This is a genomic window from Streptomyces paromomycinus, from assembly GCF_003865155.1.
GTDB lineage: Bacteria > Actinomycetota > Actinomycetes > Streptomycetales > Streptomycetaceae > Streptomyces > Streptomyces chrestomyceticus.
The window spans coordinates 354,194-375,688 of record NZ_BHZD01000001.1 but is presented as its reverse complement, the minus strand read 5'-3'; the positions used below and the strand labels follow the sequence as shown (position 1 = coordinate 375,688).

Genomic DNA, 21,495 nt, shown 5'->3' with positions numbered 1-21,495 from the left:
ACCGGGACTGACCGCGAGAAAAGAGTTGTTCTTCACCGTGCTCCTTCGTGCAGGCCCGCCCTGCGCAGGGCGGAACGGGCCGATCGGTGTGCCGCGTCGGTGGTGGTGGCCGCCTGGCCGAGTCCCCAGAGCGTCCGGCCGCCCGCCTCCAGTGCCACCAGGCAGGTCGCCGGCGCGCCGGTCGCCGCGGGCGTGCCCGTGAAGTGCACCCGGGTGAACGTCACGCCGTGTTCGGCACCGAGCTGCCCGAGGACCTCGTGCTCGTCGGTACCGGCGGGCAGCGCCGGGGAGTCGTCGAGGCCGTAGGTCTCCCGCAGCAACTGCCAGATCTCCGGCGGCTCCAGCTCCCGCCCCAGGGCGTCGGCGGACGCCTGGACCACTGCCGCGAAGTCCCGCCGTAGCTCCACCGGCAGGTCGACGCCCCAGCCGGCCTTGAGCACGTAGTTGATGCCGCCTTTGCCGGACTGGCCGTTGACCCGGATGATCGCCTGGTAGTCGCGGCCCACGTCCTTCGGGTCGATGGGCAGGTACGGAACCTGCCAGGGCAGCTCACCGACGTCCTTGCCCTCGCGTTCGGCCCGGTCGGCCAGCGCCGCCAGGCCCTTGGCGATGGCGTCCTGGTGCGTGCCGGAGAAGGCGGTGTACACCAGGTCACCGGCGTACGGGTGGCGGGGGTGCACCGGCAGCCGGTTGCAGTCCTCGACGATCTCGCGGACGGTGTCGATGTCGGACAGGTCCAGCTGGGGGTCGACGCCGCTGCTGAACATGTTGAGCGCCAGTGTCACCAGGCAGACGTTGCCGGTGCGTTCACCGTTGCCGAACAAGGTGCCCTCGACCCGGTCGGCGCCGGCGAGCAGGGCCAGCTCCGCCGACGCGACGGCGGTGCCCCGGTCGTTGTGCGGGTGCACGGACAGGACGATGGCCTCGCGCCGGTCCAGGTTGCGGTGCATCCACTCCACCTGGTCGGCGAAGACGTGCGGCGAGTGGGTCTCCACGGTCGTCGGCAGGTTCAGCGTCAGCGGCCGCTCGGCCGTGGCGCCGACGACCTCCGCGACCCGGTTGGCGATCTCCAGCGCGAGCTCCGGCTCGGTCAGGTTGAAGGTCTCCGGCGAGTACTCGAAGCGGATGTCGCTGCCGGGCTCGCGCTCCGCCAGCCGCACCAGGTGCTGGGCACCCTCGACGGCCATGCCCACCACCTCACGCGCCGACATGCCGAACACGACCTCGCGCCACAGGCACGCCGTCGCGTGACACAAATGCACCACGGCGCGTTCGGCTCCGCGAATCGCCTCGAAGGTCCGCTCGATGAGATCGGCACGGGCCGGCGTGAAAACCGACACCGTCACATCGTCCGGAATTCCTTCCTTGACGACCAGTTTCCGTACGAAATCGAAGTCGTGCGCACTGGCCGCTGGATAGCCGATTTCTATGTCCTTGAAACCGGTGGCCACCAGCAGATCGAACATCCGCTGCTTGCGGCGGGTGTCCATGGGATCGGCCAGTGCCTGGTTGCCGTCGCGCAGATCAACCGAGGCCCAGATCGGGCTACGATCGAGCGTACCGTCCGGCCACCGCCGTGACCAGCCTGAAGTGGGAGCCGCAGCGTCCCGCGCATAACGGTGGAACGGCATGGACGACGGGCGTTGCAATGTTTCCCAAGACTCTCGGGAAAAAGTCAATGGTAATCCCCCTCGCACTTCCAGGCTGCGCTCTATCGCGTTTCTCAGCGCCCCGAAGACTACGGAGCGTCAGGACCTGCAGGGAAGTAGACCGTCCTCTATACCTGACCCTGGAATCGGATAATTCGGACACCCGGGCGGCCCGGCGCACTTACCTGTTGACGCTGCGCGTTTCGGCACTAGAATTCCGCTGTATTGCCCGGAAACAATTCTCCGCCCTCATGTGAAATGGCAGGCCATGGCCGAATCCACCAGTCTCGACCACCGCACGTCGGACGGGGGCGGGGCGACCCTGCGGCCCGGCCGCGTCCTGACGCTGGCCTGCCTGGCACACGGCATGATCGTCATCGACACCAGCATCGTGCACGTCGCCATCCCGGCGATCCGGGAGAGCCTTCGCGCGAGCCTGCCGACGATGCAGTTCGTCGTCACGTCCTACGTGGTCGTCATCGCCGGCCTGATGCTGGCCGGCTCCGCCGCGGTGAAACGGTACGGCGCGGTGCCCATGTTCCGGCTCGGCGTCGTGCTGTTCGGGGTGACGTCGGCGCTGTGCGGTCTGGCCCCCGACGGCGCCGTACTCGTCGCCATGCGGGCCGCGCAAGGACTGGGCGCGGTACTGGTCATGCCCGCCACCTTGGTGATGCTCACCGACACCTACCGCGACCCCGGCCAACGCGCCAAAGCGGTCTCCATCTGGTCGATGGTCGCAGGCAGCCCGGTCGCCTTCGGGCCCACCCTCGGCGGCGCCCTGGTGGAGTCGGTGGGCTGGCGCAGCATCTTCCTGATCAACGTGCCCATCGCTCTGACCGTCCTGTGGCTCTCGGCACGGCACATGCCCCGGCACGAACAGCCCGCGCACAGGGAGCCGCAGGACATCCCGGGCCAGCTGCTGTCCGTCGTCTTCCTCGGCGGCCTGGCACTGGCGCTCGCCGAAGGCCAGGACCTGGGCTGGACCCGGCCGCTGCCGGTGGCGGCCGCGGTGATCGCCCTGATCGCCTTCGCCGTCTTCGTCGCCCGGCAGCGCAGTTACGCCCACCCCATGATCCCCGGAGAGCTGTTCCGGGCCCCGGGCTTCCGCGGCTACGTGACGGTCGGCCTGCTGCTCTTCGTCGGCTACAACGGGCTGATGTTCACCCTGAGCGTCTTCCTCCAGCAGGCGCGCGGCTACGACCCGGTGACCGTGGGGCTGTGCTTCCTGGCCTCCGCCCTGCCCATCACCTTCATGCCCCTGCTCGCCGGACGCTTCGGCACCAAGCTCGGCCCCCGGACGGTACTGGGCGCCGGAATCGCCCTGTCCCTGCTCGGCGGCGTACTGCTGGCCGTCATCGGCAGCCACGCCCCCCTCGGCACGTGCGCCGGACTGGTCTTCATCGGCCTGGGCTTCGGTCTGATGACCGTCCCGCAGATCACCCTGACCATGGCGGCGGCGCCGGCGCACCACTCGGCCATCGCCTCCGGCCTGATGTCGGCGGGCCGCTCCACCGGTTCCCTGATCGGCGTCGCCCTGCTCGCCGGCCTCCCGGCCGCGACCAGTATCACCGCCCCGGCGGTCGCGCTGGTCGCCGTCTACGTACTGATGGCACTGGCGGCGGTTGTCGGCGGCCGGGCGCTGCCCGCCGAGACCGGGTGACGGAGGCGGCGGCCGGTCTGCGCCTGCCGGCATCGGTTGACGGGTGCGGCGGCCGGGCTGCGGCTCCCGGCGCTGCCTGACGGGCCCCTGCCGCCAGGCAGCGCTTCGTCGCGTCCCGCTCCTCAACCACCCCCGTTCCGCTTCCGCTTCCCCGTTCCTCCGCCACTTGTCCCGTTCCTCCGCTCTCCCGCTTCTGCGCACTCTTCCCACATCGGAGTACTCATGCCGGAGCCTCAGGCAGACCACGACGTCGCGTCCAGGATCGCGGCGCTGTACGCGAACGACCCCCAGTTCGCCCGGGCCGCCCCCGACCCTGACGTCGCCGACGCCATCAGCCGACACGACAGCCTCACCGGCGCCATCGGCGCCGCCATGCACGGATACGCGGACCGCCCGGCGCTCGCCCGCCGGGCCGAACACCTCGTCCGTGACCCGGCCACCGGCCGCCGTACCCGCGAACTGCTGCCCGCCTTCGAGACGGTGTCCTACGCCGGACTGTGGCAGCGGGTCGGCCGGCTCGCGACAGCCTGGACCGACGGCAACGCCTCAGGCACCCGCAACGCCTCAGGCATCAGCGGCACCGACGTGTCAGGTGCCGGCGCCCTGCGCCCCGGAGACTTCGTCGCCACCCTGGGCTTCACCGGCCTGGACTACACCACCATCGACCTGGCCTGCATGCACCTGGGAGCGGTGTCGGTGCCGCTGCCCACCGGCGCGCCCGCCGTACGACTGGCACCGGTTCTCGCCGAGACGCTGCCCCGCCTCCTCGCCGCAGACATCGGCTCGATCGAGGCCGCCGTCGACGCGGTCCTGGCCTGCGACTCCATCGAGCGGCTGGTGGTCTTCGACTGCGACCCGCGCGTGGACGACCACCGGGAAGCCTTCCAGGCGGCCGGTGCCGCGCTGAGCGGCCGGGCCGAAGTGGCACTGCTCCAGGACGACCTGGACCGGGGCGCTCAGCTGCCGCCCGCGCAGCCGTACGAGGACAACGACCCGGACCGGCTGGTCAGCCTGATCTACACCTCCGGAAGCACCGGCACGCCCAAGGGCGCGATCTACACCGCCGCCATGCTCACGAGGATGTGGCACAACGCGCGCGGCGGCCTCAACGCCGGCGGCGCCGGCGGCAATCCGGTGTTCGTGGTGCACTACATGCCGATGAGCCACGTCAACGGCCGCGCCTGGCTGATCAACGGCCTCGCCTGCGGCGGCACCGGCTACTTCACCGCCCGCGGCGACATGTCGACCCTGTTCGACGACATCCGCCTGGCCCGGCCCACGGCGCTGAGCCTGGTACCGAGAATCTGCGACATGGTGCACCAGCGCCATCTGCTCGAAGCCGACCGCATCGGCCGGACCGGCGTCCCGCGCCCCGAGGCGGAGGCAGCCGCGTCCGTCCAGGTCCGTGACGGCATGCTCGGCGGCCGCATCGTCACCGCACTGTGCGGCAGCGCCCCGCTGTCCGAGGCGATGCACACCTTCACCGCAGCCCTCCTCGGCACACCGATCGTCGACTGCTACGGATCGACGGAGACGACCCGGGCCATCGTCGTGGACCAGCAGCTGCGCCGCCCGCCGGTGACCGACTACCGGCTGGCCGACGTACCCGAACTGGGATACTTCACCACCGACAAGCCGCACCCCCGCGGCGAGCTGCGGGTCAAGTCGATCGGGCTGTTCCCCGGGTACTACAAACAGCCCGAGGTCACCGCCCGTGCCTTCGACGAGGACGGCTACTACCGCACCGGCGACGTCTTCGCCGAGACCGCGCCCGGCCGCCTGGTCTACGTCGACCGCATCAACAACGTCGTCAAGCTCTCGCAGGGCGAGTTCGTCACCGTCGCCGCACTGGAAGCGCTCTACGCCACCAGCCCGGACATCGCGCAGATCTACGTGTACGGCAGCAGCGAACAGGCGTTCCTGCTGGCCGTGGTGGTCCCCGACGCGAAGCGTCTGCACCAGGCCGACGAGGCCACCGTACGCGGCCGCGTCCTGGACTCGATGCGCGAACTCGCGCACGGCGCGGGGCTGCACGCCTGGGAGATCCCGCACGACGTCATCGTCGAACGGGAGCCGTTCACCGTCGCCAACGGCCTGCTGTCGGGAGCCGGCAAACACCTGCGCCCCGCCCTCAAGGAGCACTACGGGCCCCGGCTGGAGCAACTGTACGCGGACATCGCGACCGGCCGGGCAGGCCAGGTAGCGACACTCAGAGCGGCCGGCGCACAGGTCACACCCCTCCAGGCGGTGCTCACCGCCGCCCAGATCACCCTCGGCTGCCCGTCCTCGCTGATCCGGGCCGAGACCGCCTTCACCGACCTGGGCGGTGACTCCCTGTCGGCCCACACCTTCTCGACCGTCCTCGAACAGATAGCCGACGTCGAGGTGCCCATCCAGCTCATCCTCCAGCCCTCCTCGACACTGGCCCGCATCGCCGACCACCTCGGCCCGGCGCGCCTCACCCAGGACCCCCGCCCCACCTTCGCCTCGGTGCACGGCCGCGACGCCCGCGAGGTCGCGGCCCGCGACCTGACACTCGACCACTTCATGGACGAACGGCTCCTGACCCGGCCACCGGCCCAGGCACCGCTCGACAGCACCACCCCCACCCTCCCCGCCCCGGGCCCCGCCCACAACGTCCTGCTCACCGGAGCGACCGGTTACCTGGGACGCTTCCTGGCTGTCGAATGGCTGCGGCGCGTCGTCGCGACGGGCGGGCGGCTGACCTGCCTCGTCCGGGCCGCCGACGACGCCGCCGCACACCAGCGCGTACGGGAATGCCTGCGCGCCGCGGCGGCCGACCAGCCCGACTGGTTCGACGACGTCGCCGTACAGCACCTGACGGTCCTGGCCGCTGACGTGTCGGCGCCGCGACTGGGACTGGCGGAGCCGGCCTGGCAGACACTGGCCGACGAGACCGACCAGATCGTGCACGCCGCCGCGCTGGTCAACCACGTCCTGCCGTACCACCGGCTGTTCACCCCCAACGTCACCGCCACGGCGCAGCTGATCGAGCTGGCGCTCACCCGCCGCGTCAAACGGTTCGCCTACGTCTCGACGGTGGCCGCCGCGATGCTGCCCGACGGCTCCTTCCTCGACGAGACCGCCGACGTCCGCACGGCGTGTCCCGTCCGGCGACTGGACGACTCCGACGCGAACGGCTACGCCACCAGCAAGTGGGCCGGCGAAGTCCTGCTGCGCCAGGCACACGAGGCGACGGGCCTGCCGGTCACCGTCCTGCGGCCGGACATGATCCTGGCCCACAGCCACCTGCCCGGCCAGCTGAACCTGACCGACCGCTTCACCCGGCTGCTCCTCAGCGTCATCACCACCGGCATGGCGCCGTACTCCTTCTACCGGCTCGGCCCGGACGGCCGCCGCGGACGGGCGCACTACAGCGGCCTGCCGGTCGACTTCACCGCCGCCGCGATCACCTCCCTCACCGCCGACAACGCACACGACCACGTCACCTACAACACGGTCAACACCCACGACGACGGCATCTCCCTGGACGAGTTCGTGGACTGGCTGATCGCCGAGGGGCACCCGATCACCCGCTTCGACGACCACCACCAGTGGCACCAGCGCACCGAGGCGGCCCTGCGCGGCCTGCCCGACCACCAACGGCGCCTGTCGCTGCTCCCGTTGATGCAGGCGTACGCCCGGCCGGGGGAGTCGCGACCTGGCTCGGCGGTACCGGCCGCACGGTTCACCGCGGCGGTCGCCCGACTGGGCGTGGGCCGGGGAGCCGTACCGTCGCTCTCACCCGAATTCATCACCAAGTGCGTGGCCGACCTGAAGCTGCACGACCTTCTCTGAACCGTGGAACCTGGCGCACCTGTTCGGCCCCGCCCACAGCCAACTGCGGACGGGGCCGAACAGCGCCGAAGCAGACATTCTCAGCCGCGCGCAGGTGCGATCTCCTCGATCACCTCTCGCCCGGTGGCGAAGAACCCGGACTCACGCGGGTAATGCACCACGATTTCGGTGAAGCCCAACTCCGCACACCGGCCCGCGACATCCTCGAAAGCCTGCGCCGACTCCATGGTCGGCAGCAGCGAGAACCCGGTCAGCAGCGTCCGCCCCAAGGTCTTCGGATCACGCCCCTCGCGCTCGCACGCCGCGTCGAGCTGCTCCATCCGACGGGCCAGCACCGACCACGTCCAGGACGCGGTCCGCTCCTGCCGCGGCACGTCCCCCTGGTCGGTGACGACCCACGACGCACCGTGGCGCGCGACGGTCCGCATCCCCAGCGGACCGTTCGCCGCCAGCGCGAAAGGCACCCGGGGCCGCTGTACGCACCCCGGCTCCAGCCGCGCGTCGACCGCCTCGTAATAGCGGCCGAGGTAGGTGGTGTGCTTGCGCCCGTCGGGCGTCCCCGTCAGCAGCCGGTCCAGCAACTCCACCGACTCGCGGTAACGGCCCCCGCGCTCCTGCACCGACCAGCCCTTGCCCCGCTCACCCTGGCCGAGCACACAGGCATCGGCATCGGGCGAACCCGCACCGAACCCGAGCACGAACCGGCCCTCACTGATGGCGTCCAGCGTGATGACGTCGTGCGCGAGCGGCACCGGATGCCGGTAGTTCGGCGACGTCACCAACGTACCGAGCCTGATCCGCGAGGTGACTCCGGCAGCGGCCGCCAACGTCGGCATCGCGCCGTACCAGGCACTGTCCGGCAACCCCGCCCAGGTGATGTGGTCGTAACTGTAGGCGGCGTGAAAGCCCAGCTCCTCGGCGTGCCTCCAGGTCGCGGCCGCCTCCCGGAAAGGACGGTCGGGCAGGATACAGACGCTGATGCGCACAACTGACTCCAGATTCATCGGTGCCGCTTTGCCCCCGGCATCCCCCGGCGGACGAAGCCCTCCGGCCCAGGCCGCACCGGCCGGCCACAGCGGCGCCACCCACCAGGCAGCCCCCGCCCGCCCACCACTGCCCCAGGCCCGGACCCGACAGTACTGATCAGCCACCCCGGCGCGCAGTCAGGAGACCTCTAGACCGCACCCTCGAATACGGCCAATGCGACACGTGGGAGCCGGTACCCGGCGCCCCCGCGGATCAACTCCGTCGGCCTGCACGTCAGGCAAGCCGTCTGCCCCGGCCGTACCAGGCGGCGACGGCCCGCTTGTACCCGTCCGGCATGGTCAGCCTCGGCACCTCGCCCACGGAGAACAGGCCCAGCCGCTCGTGCTCGTGACTGACGACGGGCGGCCGTTCGGGAGTCAGCACGGTGCAGCCATACGTCACGATCAGCACACGGCACCCGGGAAGGGGCTGGTAGATCCAGACACCACCGTCAAGAAGCGGCCCCACCTCGACGTCCCAGCCCGTCTCTTCCCGGACCTCGCGCTCCAACGCGGCCTCCGGGCTGAGGTCCGGCACCTGCGCCCCGCCGGCACAGCCAATCTCCAGACGCCCTCCGGGCAACTCCCACTCGTCGCGCTCATTGCGCAGCAACAGCACCCGACCACGCGCGTCGAACGCGACACCTTTCACGGAAACGGGCCACAGCGGCGACGTGTATGTCATGACGGTCCCCGTCCTGCGGTGTGTGGGGCTGCCCAGCGGAATGTAGCAGCCTGCCACCGGCCCAGGAACGAGCCAGCGGCCCGCACGATGGACGCTACGCGTCACCGTGCGGGCCGCTGGCCGTAGGGCCGGGGGAGGGCCGGTCAGGAGGTGGCCGACCACATGAGGGGGCCGCTGGTCAGGGGGTCCTTGCCGTTGCCGGTGTAGAGGCGCAGGTCGCCGTTGGCGCGGTGGGCGGCGATGTCGGTCTTGCCGTCGCCGTTGAAGTCGCCGCCGAGGACGGAGCGCATGTAGCCCCACGTCTTGTCGTGCCAGAGGTCGGCGGCACGGGTGACGGTGCCCTGGGCGTTGCCGGCGTAGAGGCGGAGCGCGCCGTCGTAGGAGATCGCGGCGATGTCGTCCCGGCCGTCACCGTTGAAGTCGCCGGAGGCCAGGCGCTTCATGCCGTCCCAGGTCTTGTCGGGCCACAGGTCGCGCTTGGCGTTGACGAGGGTGCCGTCGGGGTTGGTGGTGTAGGCGTGCAGCGAGCCGTCGCCCCACACGGCGGCCAGGCCGTCGCGGCCGGAGGCGTCGGAGCGGAAGCGCACGATCTGCTTCATCGTGCCCCAGGAGGTGTCGTGCCACAGCGGGATGCGCGGGTTGAGGAGGCCGTCGCCGGAGCCGGTGTGCAGGAAGAGCTGCCCGTCGCCGCGGAGGGCGATCAGGTCGGCCTTGCCGTCGCCGTTGAAGTCACCCCCGATGATCTGCGTGTAGTTCTTCCAGGTGCCGTCGTGGGCCCACAGTTCGCGGCCGTACCGCAGTGTGCCGTCCGGCTTGGTGTAGAAGGCGTGCAGGTTTCCGTCGTTCAGGACGGCGGCGATGTCGGTGCGGCCGTCGCCGTCGAAGTCGGCGGACGCGATGACGTTGCTGACGTCCGGGACCTTCGTGGTCAGCCGCACCGTCTGGATCCAGTCGGCGATGTCGTCCGCACGGGACGCGACGGCACCGTCGCGGGTCTCGTCCTCATGCCCGAAGCAGCCCTTGAACCACGAACGGTTGTTGATCCCGACGAGTTCGTACCGGTCGCCGCTCGCGCGCCATACGGGGGCACCGGCGTCACCCTCGCAGACGGCCGCCGCGCCGTCCTTGCCGGCGAGGTCGATGGTGGTGCCCGCCACGCCGCGCGCGGTGAAGTGCCCGTAGTGCAGGCGGTCGGGCACCCATTCGTCCTTGGTACGGCCGAAACCGCTGACGGAGACGTCCTCGTTCTGCGACAGCTTCCTGGCCGGGACGCCGGCCGGCGCGACGCCGGTGACCGGCTTCGCGAGCCGGGCCATGACCAGGTCACGGTCGCCGCGCGGGACGAGCTGTTCGACCGTCGTGACCGTGCCGCCGTCCGTCCGGGAGAGGTCGGTGCGCCCCACGGTCGCGGTGGTCTTCAACTCCGGCGCCCCCGCCGTGAGCTGTGCGTACTGGGCAGGGTCGGCGGTGAAACAACTGGCGGCGGTGACCAGCCACAGTTCGTCGACGAGCGTGGCCGTGCAACTGCGCTTGCCGTCGCCGATGTCCAGCTTCACGGTGGAAGGGTAGGAGCCGTCCTGGGCGGCCGGGCCCACGACCGCGACGGCGGGCCCCGCGGTCAGCAGGACCGCGGCCAGGGCGGCAGTGGATATTCCGGTGGTGAGACCGGCGCGAGGGGAGCGTCTGGGAGACATCACGTTCTTTCGGTTCAGGTCGGTTCAGTTCGGTTCGGATGTGCTTGGTGCGGGGGCGGAATGGTCTCCGGGGCGGCGGCATGCCGGGAACCGGCTGGCCGGCCTCAGCTGATGGCCTGGATCCGCTTCCAGCCCGTAGGGCCGATGACGCCGGCCTCGCCGTCCGCCGGGTCCCCCGCGGAGTTGGTGCCGCCCTTGTAGTACAGCAGCGTGCCGCTGCCGTCCGCCGTCGTGGCCCACAGGTCCGCCACGCCGTCACCGTTCGCGTCCGCGGCCCCGGTGACCAGCGGACGATTGCGGGTGCCCCAGCCACGCGTCCCGTACAGGGTGCGGTCGCCGAAGGTGTTGTCGGAACGGCCCCGGTAGAGCCACAGCTTGTCGTCGCGGGTGTCCCGGACGAACAGATCGGGGTGCCCGTCGCCGGTGGCGTCGCCGGCCGCGGACAGCGTCATCGGTGCCCAGCCGTCGTCGCCGATCTGAACTCTGGGCTTGAGCTGCGGCCGGTCCGCCGGATCACCCGCGTACAGCCACAGCTTGTCCTCGTAACGCGCCACGAGGTCGGGGTGGCCGTCACCGGTGACATCACCGGCGGCGACGATCTGCGCGTCGGCGGGCCAGTCGCGGCCGATGCGGACGCGGTCACCGAGCGAGCCGTCGCCGGTGTTGGGGTAGAGCCACAGGCCGGTGCCGATGCGCGCGAGCAGGTCCTCGCGGCCGTCACCGGTGAAGTCACCGCGGTGGGTGACGGAGGCGCCGGACCAGCCTCCCGTGCCGATGACGCGGTGGCCGCCGGTGACCCGGCCGTCGCCCAGCCCGGGGTAGAGCCGCAGCTTGCCCGTGTCGTCCACCGCCACGAGGTCCGGCTTGCCGTCGCCGCTCATGTCACCGGGGACGGGTACGGGGGCCCCAGGCAGCCGGGCGAAGATCGGCGCGTGGTCGGAGTAGCCGGTGGGCGGGCCGCTGGTGGGTTCGTTCTCCGACCGGTCCATCCGGGACGTGTCGACGGCGCAGGCCGCGAACCGGCTGCTGCCGGGAGTCCGGTCGGCGAAGAAGTGATCCAGCTTGTGGAGTGAATGCCGCTGCGTCGCGCGGTCCCAACCGTGGTACGTGAAGCCGTCGATGCAGCGTTCGAAGGAATCGGTCAGCGGCTTCATGTGGTCCGCGCCCGCGTTGCGGTTGAAGTCCCCGCCGAGGATGAAGCCGGTGTTCGCCGCCGTACCGAGATACGCCTTGACGTTCTTGATCTGCTGGGCGACGCGCTCGGATTCGCCGACCGCGATGTGCGTGGTGCACACCCTGGTCGTCCAGCCCTGGACGGACGCGCACAGGACCGGGAGTGTCTGCCTGTCCTGGCCCGACGGGTCCGCGGGCAGCATGTTGGCCGAAGAGCTTGCGGTGATGGTTCCCTTGACCGCCAGGGCTACCCCCAGATCACCCGAGAGTGCTCCACGGCAGTCGGTGCGCCCGTCGGGCCGGGCCCCGGAGGCATGCCGTACGTCCCAGCCATCGCCCAACTGGGCGCGCAGCAACTCCAGGTGGCTGTCCGCGGCGACGCCGCACACCTCCTGCAGCATCACCACGTTGGCCTGGCGCTCGTCGACGAGCTTCTTGATCTGCGCGGCCTTCTGCTCCGGCTCGTTGCGGTGCGGGCAGTACCCGGCCTCGCCGCGCCGGCCGCCTGCTTCGCCGCAGATGTTCCATGACACGACCCGTATTTCGGGCTGAGTGGGCCCGGTGGGGGCTGCCGGGCCGGTTGCTGGAGCTGCCGCGGCCAAGGGGGCGAAGGTGATGGGCAGAACGGCAGCGCTCATGCCTGCGACGAGTGTCCGGGCGGCCGGTCTCGGTATGCGTGAGAGAAGTCTGTTCATGGCCTCTTCGCGGTCCCCTTCGCGCCATAGGAATTCACCGCCGGGCGCGGCACCGCGCCATGCTCACGGGCAAAGGCTGACTTTCCCGACACTGGGTGAACTGAGTGCTGATTCGGGATCCTATCGCCATGTATGCGTCCGGATCCGTGTCTGACTCCGTGGGCCGGCCGTGACTGCGGGCGTGGAGGCCGCTACGGCAGTCGGTCCGTCGGCTCCGGACGATGAGTCCTTTGCCCGCCGAGGTCCCAGCGACTTTGTGATGTCTTCGTGCGACGCGTCGGTTGTGGGCCGGTGGGCCGGTGGGCCGGTGGGCCGGTGGGCCGGTGGGCCGGTGGGTCTGTGGGCCTGTAGGCCTTCCGGGCTCCCGGCCCTCGGGGCGGTTCAGTGACCGGAGACCTTGTGGACGGTGGTGTCGTCAGGGCCCAGTCGTCGCCCGTCCGCAGACAGCACTTCCAAGGTGCGGAGATATTTTCCCTGCCGGCGGTCGACCAGTTGTGAGTGTGCTTCGCCGGGGGCGAAGAAGTGCTGTTCGCCCCACTGTCGCAGCGCCACGATGACGGGGAAGAGAGCCTCGCCCTTCGGAGTCAGTACGTACTCGCGGTAGGCGCTGCCGTCCGAAGCGGGGACGGATTCGAGGATTCCACCCGCGACCAGGGTGCGCAGACGCGCGGTGAGGATGTTCTTCGCCGCGCCGAGGCTGCGCTGGAACTCCCCGAAGCGCCGGCTCCCGTCGAAGGCGTCCCGCACGATCAGCAGTGACCACCAGTCGCCGATCGCGTCCACCGACCGGGCGACGGGGCATTCACTGTCGTCGAAGCGTGTCCTGGTCACCATGGTGCCCCTCGCTCTCTAAGTGGTTGCAACATGCTACCAAGGCGGCTACGGTCTCCGTCGTTGGTGGTAGCAAGATGAAACCAGATGATGGTCGGAGGGGTGCCGATGCCCGGTAACGGTGAGGCTGTGACGCGACAAACCGAGGCAGCGGCCGAAGTCGCGGCAGAGGTAGGGGCAGAGGTGGAGGTAGGGGTAGGGGTAGAGGTAAGGGCGGGGAGAGGGGTAGGGAGAGGGACAGGCGGCGGAGCCGAGGCCGCGGCCGGGAACGACGAAAGTCCCGCGTCCGCCCTGCCCCGTGGCGTCATCGTCCTGTTCGCCGTCGCCTGCGCGGCCGCCGTGGCCAACGTCTACTTCTCCCAGCCGCTCCTGGTGACGATCGGGCACGACCTCGGCATGAGCCCGGCGTTCGTCGGCAGCGTGGTCACCCTCACGCACATCGGGTACGGGCTCGGGCTCTTCTTCCTGGTGCCGCTGGGCGACATGGCCGACCGCAGACGGCTCGTCGTGGCCCAGTTACTGCTCCTGGTGCTCGCGCTGACCGTCGTCGCCGCCGCCCGCACGGCGACGGTCCTGCTCGTGGGCATGGCCGCCACCGGGCTTCTCGCGGTCGTCACGCAGACGTTGGTCGCCTTCGCCGCGTCACTGGCCCCTCCCGCCGCACGCGGACGGGTCGTCGGCCTGGTCACCAGCGGCGTGGTCATCGGAATACTGCTCGCCCGCTCCGCCTCCGGCCTGATGGCCGACCTCGCGGGCTGGCGCTCCGTCTACCTCGCCTCGGCGTCGTTCACCGCACTCCTCGCCCTGATCCTGCACCGGGTGCTGCCGCGCCCCACCAGCGTTTCGCCGACCACCCTGCGCTACGGACAACTCCTGCGCTCTACGGTCACCCTCTTCGTACGGGAACGGCTCCTGCGGCTCCGGGCCCTGTTCGGTCTGCTGGTCTTCGCTGCCTTCAGCACCTTGTGGAGCAGCGTCGCGCTGCCACTCAGCGAGGCCCCGTACTATCTGCCCCACAGCGCGATCGGAGCGCTGGGCCTGATCGGCGTCGTCGGCGCCCTGGCCGCGACGGTGGCGGGCCGCCTGAACGACCGCGGACTGTCCCGGCGGACCACCGGAATCGCCTTGGCACTGCTCGCCGCCTCCTGGCTGCCGTTGGCCTTCACCCGCAGCTCGCTCTGGGCCCTGGCCGTCGGCGTGATCCTTCTCGACCTTGCCGTGCAGGCGGTCCACGTCACCAATCAAACCCTGATCCACGCGCTGCACCCGGACGCGGGCAGTCGGCTGATCGGCGGATACATGGTCTTCTACTCGGTCGGCAGTGCCACCGGCGCCATCGCCGCGACGTCGCTCTACACGGTGGCCGGCTGGGGTGCCGTCTGCGCGCTGGGCGCCGCGTTCAGCAGCCTCGGGCTCGTACTGTGGGTGTGTACCCGACACAGTGACCTCCGCCGACTGCGCTGATCTGCACTGATCTGCGCTGATCTGCACTGACCTGTGCTGATCCGGGCGGACCTGAACGCGGCGTCGGAAGTCGAAGAGCCGGTCAGTCCGCCTGCGGCGGGAAGAGCGCCGCCATGCCGTCGATCGACTCGGGGCCGTATCCCACCGACCCGACCGGAACACGGGACTTGGTGGCCTCGATGACCTTGGCGGTCCACACGGGGCCGAAGCCGCCGCACAGTTCGATGAGCTGGATACCCTCGTCCACCAGAGCCGCCGCCACCTCGGGTGCCTGGGACGGGTCCGCCATGCCGACCATGACGGCGCGGAACCCGTCACGTTCGATCACGGACCGGTCCCGGTCGGGGTCGAGCCCGCGTCCAGTGAAGAGGAAGCCGAATGCGTCGAGTGCCATGTTCCTCGCTCCTTGAGCTGCGGGGCCCCGGGTCCCCGGGGACCCGGGGCCGACTCTGCCACGGCCTCGTCGGCCGCTCCGGTCGGGGGCAGTCTGCCATGAGGCGGCATGGACGACTCAACGCCGTCCCGCAGACGCGTCGGTACGCTGTGCGGAATGACGGGCAATCACGCTTCGGCCAGGCCTGCTTGTGCGCCAAGACGCCATTTTGTTTGGTGTGATCTTGCGCCAGCCTGGCACGGTGACTGCCTCGTTTGTCGAGTGGATGACGCCGGTTGGCCCGTGGGAGTTGCGCCGGCGGGTGGCCCCACCGGCCCTGGAACGCCCGCAGGGCGGCGGCCAGCCGCAGCAGGGGACCGCGAGGTGGTGGCCACGACCATCTTCGTGGCCACCTCGGGGCACACCTGGAACCGACTGACACCCGCGGGACCACCGGGGCAGGGAGAGGGAGCGGACGTACGAGCGTGTCGTGATCAACGCCGCCCCGGCGTCACGGACTGCCCCGGGATGCCGAGGAGGTCCGCAGCGACTGCCCGCGCGTCAGCCCGTGAGTACCGCGTGTGGGAAGGCCGAGGTGATGACGCGACTGGCGAACTTCCACTCGCCTTCGGCCCGGATGTAGCGATCGTTGTACGTGACGTGGGCGCGGGCGTGACTGCCGTCGGTCTTCACAATCTCCACGAGGCAGTTGACCCGGCCTTCACCGTGGTCGCCCTCGATGCTGGTGATCAGGTGGTTGAACATCATGTGGACGACGTGCGTGGAGTTCGCCATGAGCGTGTCGCGGAAGAAGGCGCGGATCGCCTCGCGGCCTTCGAACAGTCCGAAGCCGGTTTCGGTCTCGTCCAAAACGCCGTCCTCGACCCAGCAGCCGACGGACTCATCGAGCTGCCCGGAGTCGAAGGCGATCGCGTAGCGGCTGTTGAGGTCCTGGATCTCTGCACGGGCATCACTCATCCAGGAATCGTACGTCAGCGAACACGAGCAGGATCAGGAGGTGCGGCCCGCCGCACCTCCCTGGACGCTATGTCAACTCGTGATGGAGCGGTGGCATATGAGGGTCGATGCGATGGCCGTGAAGGCGAGAAAGTGCTCAGGGCCGCGTTCGTAGCGGCGGTGGAGACGTCGGCACCCCGACAGCCAGGACACCGTTCGTTTCACGACCCAACGGTGACGGCCCAGGCGCTGGGAGGACTCGGTTCCTCCGCGGGCGATGCGGTGGCCGATCTGTCGCAGGGAGAGCCAACACGCAGGTGGGAATAGTCGTGGCCTTTGTCACCGCGGAGCTTGGCCGGCCTGCGGCGTCTCGGGCCACGGCGGGAGCGGGTGGGCGGGACACCACGGACCAGCGGGATAAGGGCCTGGCTGTCGTGGAGGTTGGCCGCAGAGACGCCGAGCGGCGGAACGCTGTCACTCCCGAGGGCCCGAAACCTGGCGGGAGCTGGTTCCATGTGCACCCCGAGGCGGCCACGAAGATGATCGCGGCCAGGACCTCCCGGTCACCGTGATGTCCGTCGGGACTGCGGTCACCCTGCGGCAGCGGACCGATGTCGGAGTAGTAGCGGATCGTTCTGACGGGTGACCGCGTGCGAGATGGGTTCGGCGTCGGCGCGTCAGGCACGTCAGGCACGTCAGGCACGAAGGGAACCGCGTATGCGGTGGAGTACTCGGATCAGGGTCACGGCCGTGGCGGCCGTCCTGGGCGCAGCGGCACTCATCACCGGTACCGGTATCGGCGTCGGTCGCCGGGGCCCAGGAATGGAAGACCAGGTGTGAATACGGCAGAGCCTGCATTTGCCACACCGCGGATCAGGTGTGGAATGCGGACCGCTGCGACAGTCGGCCCGTCAACGACGACTATGTTCGGGGTGATTCGGGGTAGTTCGGGGCATTCGGGGCGCCCAGGGTGTCTTCGCCGGGCAGGGGGCCGACGCGGGCCGAGAAGGTGCGTACCTGGTACGGGAGCTGTTATTGCGGGCGGCCGTTCGTGCTCTGACGCGCGTGCTGGAACGCGGCCCGGAGCTCGGCGACCAGCAGGTCCGGCTGTTCCAGGCCGGGGAAGTGGCCGCCGCGGTCCATCTCGTGCCACGAGCGGAGGTCGTGGTAACGGCGCTCGGCCCAGCGCCGGGCGGTCGGCCAGGGTTCGGCCGGGAACAGTGAGCAGGCGGTGGGCGTCGTCACCGGTTGTGCGATCTCCTCCTCGGCGCTGCGCGGCACCCACCGCATGGCTTCCCAGTACCAGCGGGCGCTGGAGGCGCCGGTCCCGGTCAGCCAGTACAGGGCGATGTTCTCCACCTGCTGCGTCAGGCTCACCCCGCCACCGGCCTCCGGCCGGGTGTCGGCATAGGCGTCGAACTTCTCGCCGAGCCACGCCGCCAGGCCGGCGGGGGAGTCGAGCAGGGAGTAGCCGAGTGTCTGCGGACGCGTCGCCATGATCATCCCGAAGCCGTAGCCGTCCGCGAGATGGGTGTCGCGTCGCTCCAGCATGCGTCGTTCCGCCGGGTCGGGCGCGTGCCGGTCCTCCGGCAGGGGAGAGGCGAGCGGCATCGTGAGGTGCAGACCGGCGACGCGCTCGGGCACCTGGCGCGCCAGTTCGGTGCTGACGTACGCGCCCCAGTCCCCACCGTGCGCGCCGAACCGCTCGTAACCGAGCGCGGTCATCAACTCGGCCCATGCCCGCGCCGTACGGGCCGGCTGCCAGCCGGGCTCGCGCGGACGCTCACTGAACCCGAACCCGGGCAGCGACGGTACGACCACGTGGAACGCGTCGGCGGCGGAACCGCCGTGCGCGACCGGGTCGGTGAGCGGCCCGAGAACGTTCTCGAATTCGAGTACGGAGCCCGGCCAGCCGTGCGTGAGTAGCAAGGCAAACGCTGTCGGCTCGGGCGAACACACGTACCAGAACGCGATGTTCAGCCCGTCGATACGGGCTCGGTAATGCGGAATCGCGTTCCAGCGGTCTTCCGTGGCCCGCCAGTCGTGCTGTCGCCAGGTGTCCAGCAATGTCCGCAGCCGGTTGAGTCCGATGCCCTGCGAAGTGTCCGGCACCGTTTCGGGTTCGGGGAGCCGTGCCTCGTCGAGTCGAGCCCGCAGGAGTGTCAGCTCGCGGTCGGGAACGTGAAGGGGGAAGGGCTCGATCCGCCCGGCGTGTCCGGTCTCTTCGGTCTGCTCGGTCTGCTCGGTCCGCCCTGCGCCCTCGGTCTGCTCGGCCCGCCCGATACCCTCAGCCTGCTTGTTCTGCTTGTTCTGCTCGTTCTTCGGCGTTGTCGTCGTGTTTTGAGCCATGGACGGAACCCTAGGTACGGTCACCGCCCGGGCCCATGCGTGAGATTGCCGCGAAGAGGTCAGGAATTGCGGTACGCCGAGGGGCGGACCCCGGTATGGCGCAGGAACGCCGTCGACAGGGCGCCGGGGTCGGCGAAGCCGCAGAGCGGCGCGATCCGGGCGACCGTGAAACCGGTATCCCGCAGCAGACGTTTCGCCTCTTCGACACGGAGGTGGGTGAGGTACCGGTGAGGTGTCTGTCCCGTCGCCCGGCGGAACACGCGGACGAGGTGGAAAACGCTCAGATGCACTTCGTCCGCGACATCGGCCAGCGTGAGCGGTTCGGCCAGCCGGTCACGCATGAACGTGATCGCCGTGCGGACGCGCGCGTCCTCCCGCGCGGGCGCTCGCCGGCCCGGAGCCCGGGAGTGACGGGTGAGCAGGTGTACGGCCAGGAAGGCGGCCGATGCCTCGGCGTACAGGTCACCGGTCTCCTCCGCCGAACCGACGGCACGGACCGTCTCCACGAGGAGCGGGTCCCCGGTGGCCACGGATGCCGCCATGCTTTCGTAGTCGACCGCGTGGCTCCCCAGCTGCGCCGCGGTACGTTCGAGGGTGCCGCGCGGAAGGTGCACCTGCACGCTGCGCAACGGTCCGTCCGCGCGATAGCGGCGGAGGACGGACCGGTCGGGAACGGCGAGTTCGAGCCGGTCGGGCGCCCAGGTACGGCGGTCCCACCCGCCTCCGGTCCGCGTCTCCAGCACGGTCCGGCCCGCCACGGGCAGAATCAGGTGCAGGTCCGCCGCGGCCGGCAACTCCATGCTCTCGACCACCGGGACGTGGTGGAACCGCTGGACGAGCAACGACTGCCAGCCGGCGTCCTCCCAGCTGCAATGGGTCCGTCGCACGTAGGAGTCCATGGCGAAACCCGCATAGGGCTGGAGATCGAAATGAGCCGAATCGAACACCATACGGCCGAGAGTAGTGGCTGGTGTCGCTCACGCGCGGTCCGAGCGAAGCGGGCGGCCCGGTCGGTCCGGGCCGCCCGCGTGTGACGTGACGTGCCTGGTTGCCCGGCACTCAGTCGAGACAGAACTCGTTGCCCTCGACGTCCTGCATACAGAGACACGATTCGTTCTCGTCATCAGCGGGCAGCAGCCGCACGCGTACCGCGCCGAGCGCGACCAGGCGTGCGCCTTCGGCCTCGAGCGCGGCCACCCGCTCTTCCCCTACGAGCCCGGTGCCGGCCCGCACGTCGAGATGCACCCGGTTCTTGACAACCTTCCCTTCGGGAACGCGTTGGAAGTACATACGCGGGCCCACCCCTGAGGGGTCCTGGCACACGAACGCGGAGCCCTGGCGCTCAGGCGGTTGCGAACGATCGTAAGCGTCCCAAGTGGCGAACCCCTCCGGAGGCGGCGGTACGACGTACCCCAACACCTCGCACCAGAAGCGGGCGACGCGTTCGGGGTCCGCGCAGTCGAAGGTGATTTGGAACTGCTTGATCGATGCCATCGGGCCATCGTAGAGGCGGGCTCTTTCCTCGTCATCCAGATTTCCGTGGCTGGTCGGATGGCTGACGCCGGCGGCCGGCCATGGGGTTGGCCGGACGGTGACCGACCTCCGGCAGCCCGTCCGGCACACTGGTCGTGTGACGAACAACGAGGCAGTCGGAGCACCGTCCATCAGCACAGGGCTCATTGCCGGCATGCTGGTCGGCGTCGCGGTCGGGCTCGTGCTCGGGTTGACTGTCTTCGACAACATGGCGGTGGGTCTGGTGCTCGGCGGTGGCGCGGGCGGAGTCCTCGGTATCGCTTTTCCCGCGGCACGGCGCTCTCGGCGTCAGCATCCATGAGAATTCCGCGTGCTGAGGCTGCTGCGGAAGCGGCTCCGCCGGCCGGCCGGACCGGCGGAGCCTTCGGCCCTCCGAGGTCTCCGGAGCCTCCGAGGTCTCCGAAGTCTCCGGGGCCTCCGGGGTTTCCGGGGTTTCCGGCGTCTCCGGAATTCCCGAGGAATCAGAGCATCAGCAGCAGCCGTGTGTGCGGCACCAGCTTCCGGTTCACGCTGGTGCTCTGCACGAATATGGTGAAGTCGTCATTGCGGTCAGGACTGACGCGCACTTCCTCGTCCGGCAGCCCCAGCAAGGACCGGGCCTCCGGTCCCGTGTACACCCGGTCCGTCTTCTTCTCCAGCACGGCGATCTGCTTCCGTGCCTGAATCTTCTCCGACTTGCTCAGCTGATAGAAGGCACAACCGGTACGGTACGTGTGCCCGCACTCGACGACCCATTCCCGTATCGCCGCCGCGCGCGCCACCGGAATCAGCTGGTATTTCGACGGGTCCACCGGGGTGAGGCCGGCTGCCTCGATGGTGTCCTTGTTGACCGCCTCCGCGCCGGTGGAGAAGACCGCCCGAGAACCCCGGATGCCCTGGGCCCGGCCCACCATGAAGTTCTCGGTGGCCTGCTGGATGACCTGTCCCGCCTCTTCCAGGCCCCGGGTGCTGGTGGCGTCCCAGATGGCGATGTTGTCCTTCGGGAAGCCGCACTGCATGGCCTCGCGCTTGCCCATCTGGTCCGGCACGAGGACGGCGAGCGTCCAGTTGTCCTCCTGCGTTTTGATCAATTCGTCCACTGCGCGGATCAGTTCGCGGGTGCTCTTGCCGGGCGTGTCCGGGCAGCGATGGCTCGCGTTCTCCTGCCCGTCGGTCAGCACGAACGTCAGGAAGCTGTGGTCGCCGTACAGTTGTGCCGTCTGCGCCAGTTCCCGCTGCGACTTCAGCGTGGCCGCCAGCAGAGCCGTCATTCCGCCGACCCGGTAAAGCTGCTTCAGGGACGGCATCCGCAGCACGTCCTTGTCGTAGATGACGCATTCCACCGTGTCCGCGAAGGCGTACACCGTGACGCGGGTCTCCTGGCCCAGTTCCTTCGAGCGGCGAGCCAGATACGCAATCTGCTGGTCGGCGACGTCGACGACCTTACGGCTCAGGTGTGACATGGACGAACTGGCATCGAGCACAAGAGCAACGTGATTGATGTAGTTCTGGTTCCCGGACATTACTGCTCCCCCTCTTCCGTCTTGGTGCTCTCACCTTCTCACCCACCACTGACAATCGATCGTGGACGCCGAGCCGGGGGAGGCCG

The 21,495-nt window shown here is 69.8% G+C and carries 16 protein-coding genes and 1 pseudogene; 4 read left to right on the top strand and 13 right to left on the bottom strand.

The window, feature by feature from the left end; all coding sequences use genetic code 11:
- Nucleotides 1-32 precede the first annotated feature (32 nt).
- Complete coding sequence (locus OEIGOIKO_RS01405) at nt 33-1,631, bottom strand: 2-isopropylmalate synthase (protein WP_125051034.1); 1,599 nt, start codon at nt 1,629-1,631, stop codon at nt 33-35.
- Nucleotides 1,632-1,917: 286 nt separating this feature from the next.
- Between OEIGOIKO_RS01405 and OEIGOIKO_RS01400 the strand changes: the two genes are divergently transcribed.
- Both OEIGOIKO_RS01400 and car read left to right on the top strand, forming a co-directional pair.
- Entirely contained in the window at nt 1,918-3,309 is a 1,392-nt protein-coding gene (locus OEIGOIKO_RS01400; protein ID WP_125051032.1) for an MFS transporter, read from the top strand.
- Nucleotides 3,310-3,531: 222 nt separating this feature from the next.
- Nucleotides 3,532-7,128, top strand: a complete 3,597-nt coding sequence (gene car, locus OEIGOIKO_RS01395) for a carboxylic acid reductase (protein ID WP_125051030.1) — start codon at nt 3,532-3,534, stop codon at nt 7,126-7,128.
- A gap of 80 nt (nt 7,129-7,208) precedes the next feature.
- Here car and OEIGOIKO_RS01390 read toward each other — a convergent pair whose 3' ends face one another.
- From OEIGOIKO_RS01390 to OEIGOIKO_RS01370, 5 genes are all read right to left on the bottom strand, one after another.
- Complete coding sequence (locus OEIGOIKO_RS01390; protein WP_125058375.1) at nt 7,209-8,114, bottom strand: LLM class flavin-dependent oxidoreductase; 906 nt, start codon at nt 8,112-8,114, stop codon at nt 7,209-7,211.
- Between the two features lie 274 nt (nt 8,115-8,388).
- Complete coding sequence (locus OEIGOIKO_RS01385; protein ID WP_125051028.1) at nt 8,389-8,838, bottom strand: NUDIX hydrolase; 450 nt, start codon at nt 8,836-8,838, stop codon at nt 8,389-8,391.
- A 143-nt stretch (nt 8,839-8,981) separates the two neighbouring features.
- The gene (locus OEIGOIKO_RS01380) at nt 8,982-10,532 is read right to left on the bottom strand and encodes an FG-GAP-like repeat-containing protein (RefSeq protein WP_125051026.1); all 1,551 of its coding nucleotides are present in this window, start codon (nt 10,530-10,532) and stop codon (nt 8,982-8,984) included.
- A gap of 104 nt (nt 10,533-10,636) precedes the next feature.
- Nucleotides 10,637-12,343: an FG-GAP-like repeat-containing protein gene (locus OEIGOIKO_RS42455; protein ID WP_246177110.1), complete on the bottom strand. Its 1,707-nt coding sequence runs from the start codon at nt 12,341-12,343 to the stop codon at nt 10,637-10,639.
- Nucleotides 12,344-12,781: 438 nt separating this feature from the next.
- Nucleotides 12,782-13,234, bottom strand: coding sequence for a winged helix-turn-helix transcriptional regulator (locus tag OEIGOIKO_RS01370; RefSeq protein WP_125051024.1), 453 nt, complete (start codon nt 13,232-13,234; stop codon nt 12,782-12,784).
- Nucleotides 13,235-13,333: 99 nt separating this feature from the next.
- Between OEIGOIKO_RS01370 and OEIGOIKO_RS01365 the strand changes: the two genes are divergently transcribed.
- The gene (locus tag OEIGOIKO_RS01365; protein WP_371858870.1) at nt 13,334-14,695 is read left to right on the top strand and encodes an MFS transporter; all 1,362 of its coding nucleotides are present in this window, start codon (nt 13,334-13,336) and stop codon (nt 14,693-14,695) included.
- An 82-nt stretch (nt 14,696-14,777) separates the two neighbouring features.
- Here the strand turns inward: OEIGOIKO_RS01365 and OEIGOIKO_RS01360 are convergent, their stop codons facing one another.
- From OEIGOIKO_RS01360 to OEIGOIKO_RS01335, 6 genes and pseudogenes are all read right to left on the bottom strand, one after another.
- Entirely contained in the window at nt 14,778-15,089 is a 312-nt protein-coding gene (locus OEIGOIKO_RS01360) for a DUF6506 family protein (protein ID WP_050509968.1), read from the bottom strand.
- Between the two features lie 540 nt (nt 15,090-15,629).
- Nucleotides 15,630-16,046 (bottom strand): nuclear transport factor 2 family protein, encoded by a 417-nt coding sequence (locus tag OEIGOIKO_RS01355; RefSeq protein ID WP_125051022.1) that lies wholly within the window; start codon nt 16,044-16,046, stop codon nt 15,630-15,632.
- Nucleotides 16,047-16,118: 72 nt separating this feature from the next.
- A pseudogene (locus OEIGOIKO_RS01350) lies at nt 16,119-16,626 on the bottom strand (transposase); the annotation flags it as partial.
- Between the two features lie 431 nt (nt 16,627-17,057).
- Nucleotides 17,058-18,374, bottom strand: a complete 1,317-nt coding sequence (locus tag OEIGOIKO_RS01345; protein ID WP_125051020.1) for an epoxide hydrolase family protein — start codon at nt 18,372-18,374, stop codon at nt 17,058-17,060.
- Nucleotides 18,375-18,433: 59 nt separating this feature from the next.
- Nucleotides 18,434-19,324 (bottom strand): AraC family transcriptional regulator, encoded by an 891-nt coding sequence (locus OEIGOIKO_RS01340; RefSeq protein WP_125051018.1) that lies wholly within the window; start codon nt 19,322-19,324, stop codon nt 18,434-18,436.
- Between the two features lie 109 nt (nt 19,325-19,433).
- Entirely contained in the window at nt 19,434-19,868 is a 435-nt protein-coding gene (locus OEIGOIKO_RS01335; protein WP_125051016.1) for a VOC family protein, read from the bottom strand.
- 136 nt (nt 19,869-20,004) lie between these two features.
- Here OEIGOIKO_RS01335 and OEIGOIKO_RS01330 point away from each other — a divergent pair, with 136 nt between their 5' ends.
- A complete protein-coding gene (locus OEIGOIKO_RS01330) occupies nt 20,005-20,208 on the top strand; it encodes a hypothetical protein (protein ID WP_125051014.1) in 204 nt (67 codons plus the stop codon).
- Between the two features lie 160 nt (nt 20,209-20,368).
- Here the strand turns inward: OEIGOIKO_RS01330 and OEIGOIKO_RS01325 are convergent, their stop codons facing one another.
- On the bottom strand, nt 20,369-21,409 hold the full coding sequence (locus tag OEIGOIKO_RS01325) for a vWA domain-containing protein (RefSeq protein ID WP_125051012.1): 1,041 nt from the start codon (nt 21,407-21,409) through the stop codon (nt 20,369-20,371).
- Between the last annotated feature and the right edge of the window lie 86 nt (nt 21,410-21,495).

What these genes read in the sequence shown, in the direction of transcription:
- OEIGOIKO_RS01405 (WP_125051034.1), bottom strand. Translation starts at nt 1,631, where the DNA reads ATGCCGTTCCACCGTTATGCGCGGGACGCTGCGGCTCCCACTTCAGGC.
- OEIGOIKO_RS01400 (WP_125051032.1), top strand. Translation starts at nt 1,918, where the DNA reads ATGGCCGAATCCACCAGTCTCGACCACCGCACGTCGGACGGGGGCGGG.
- car (WP_125051030.1), top strand. Translation starts at nt 3,532, where the DNA reads ATGCCGGAGCCTCAGGCAGACCACGACGTCGCGTCCAGGATCGCGGCG.
- OEIGOIKO_RS01385 (WP_125051028.1), bottom strand. Translation starts at nt 8,838, where the DNA reads ATGACATACACGTCGCCGCTGTGGCCCGTTTCCGTGAAAGGTGTCGCG.
- OEIGOIKO_RS01380 (WP_125051026.1), bottom strand. Translation starts at nt 10,532, where the DNA reads ATGTCTCCCAGACGCTCCCCTCGCGCCGGTCTCACCACCGGAATATCC.
- OEIGOIKO_RS42455 (WP_246177110.1), bottom strand. Translation starts at nt 12,343, where the DNA reads ATGAGCGCTGCCGTTCTGCCCATCACCTTCGCCCCCTTGGCCGCGGCA.
- OEIGOIKO_RS01370 (WP_125051024.1), bottom strand. Translation starts at nt 13,234, where the DNA reads ATGGTGACCAGGACACGCTTCGACGACAGTGAATGCCCCGTCGCCCGG.
- OEIGOIKO_RS01360 (WP_050509968.1), bottom strand. Translation starts at nt 15,089, where the DNA reads ATGGCACTCGACGCATTCGGCTTCCTCTTCACTGGACGCGGGCTCGAC.
- OEIGOIKO_RS01355 (WP_125051022.1), bottom strand. Translation starts at nt 16,046, where the DNA reads ATGAGTGATGCCCGTGCAGAGATCCAGGACCTCAACAGCCGCTACGCG.
- OEIGOIKO_RS01345 (WP_125051020.1), bottom strand. Translation starts at nt 18,374, where the DNA reads ATGGCTCAAAACACGACGACAACGCCGAAGAACGAGCAGAACAAGCAG.
- OEIGOIKO_RS01340 (WP_125051018.1), bottom strand. Translation starts at nt 19,324, where the DNA reads ATGGTGTTCGATTCGGCTCATTTCGATCTCCAGCCCTATGCGGGTTTC.
- OEIGOIKO_RS01335 (WP_125051016.1), bottom strand. Translation starts at nt 19,868, where the DNA reads ATGGCATCGATCAAGCAGTTCCAAATCACCTTCGACTGCGCGGACCCC.
- OEIGOIKO_RS01325 (WP_125051012.1), bottom strand. Translation starts at nt 21,409, where the DNA reads ATGTCCGGGAACCAGAACTACATCAATCACGTTGCTCTTGTGCTCGAT.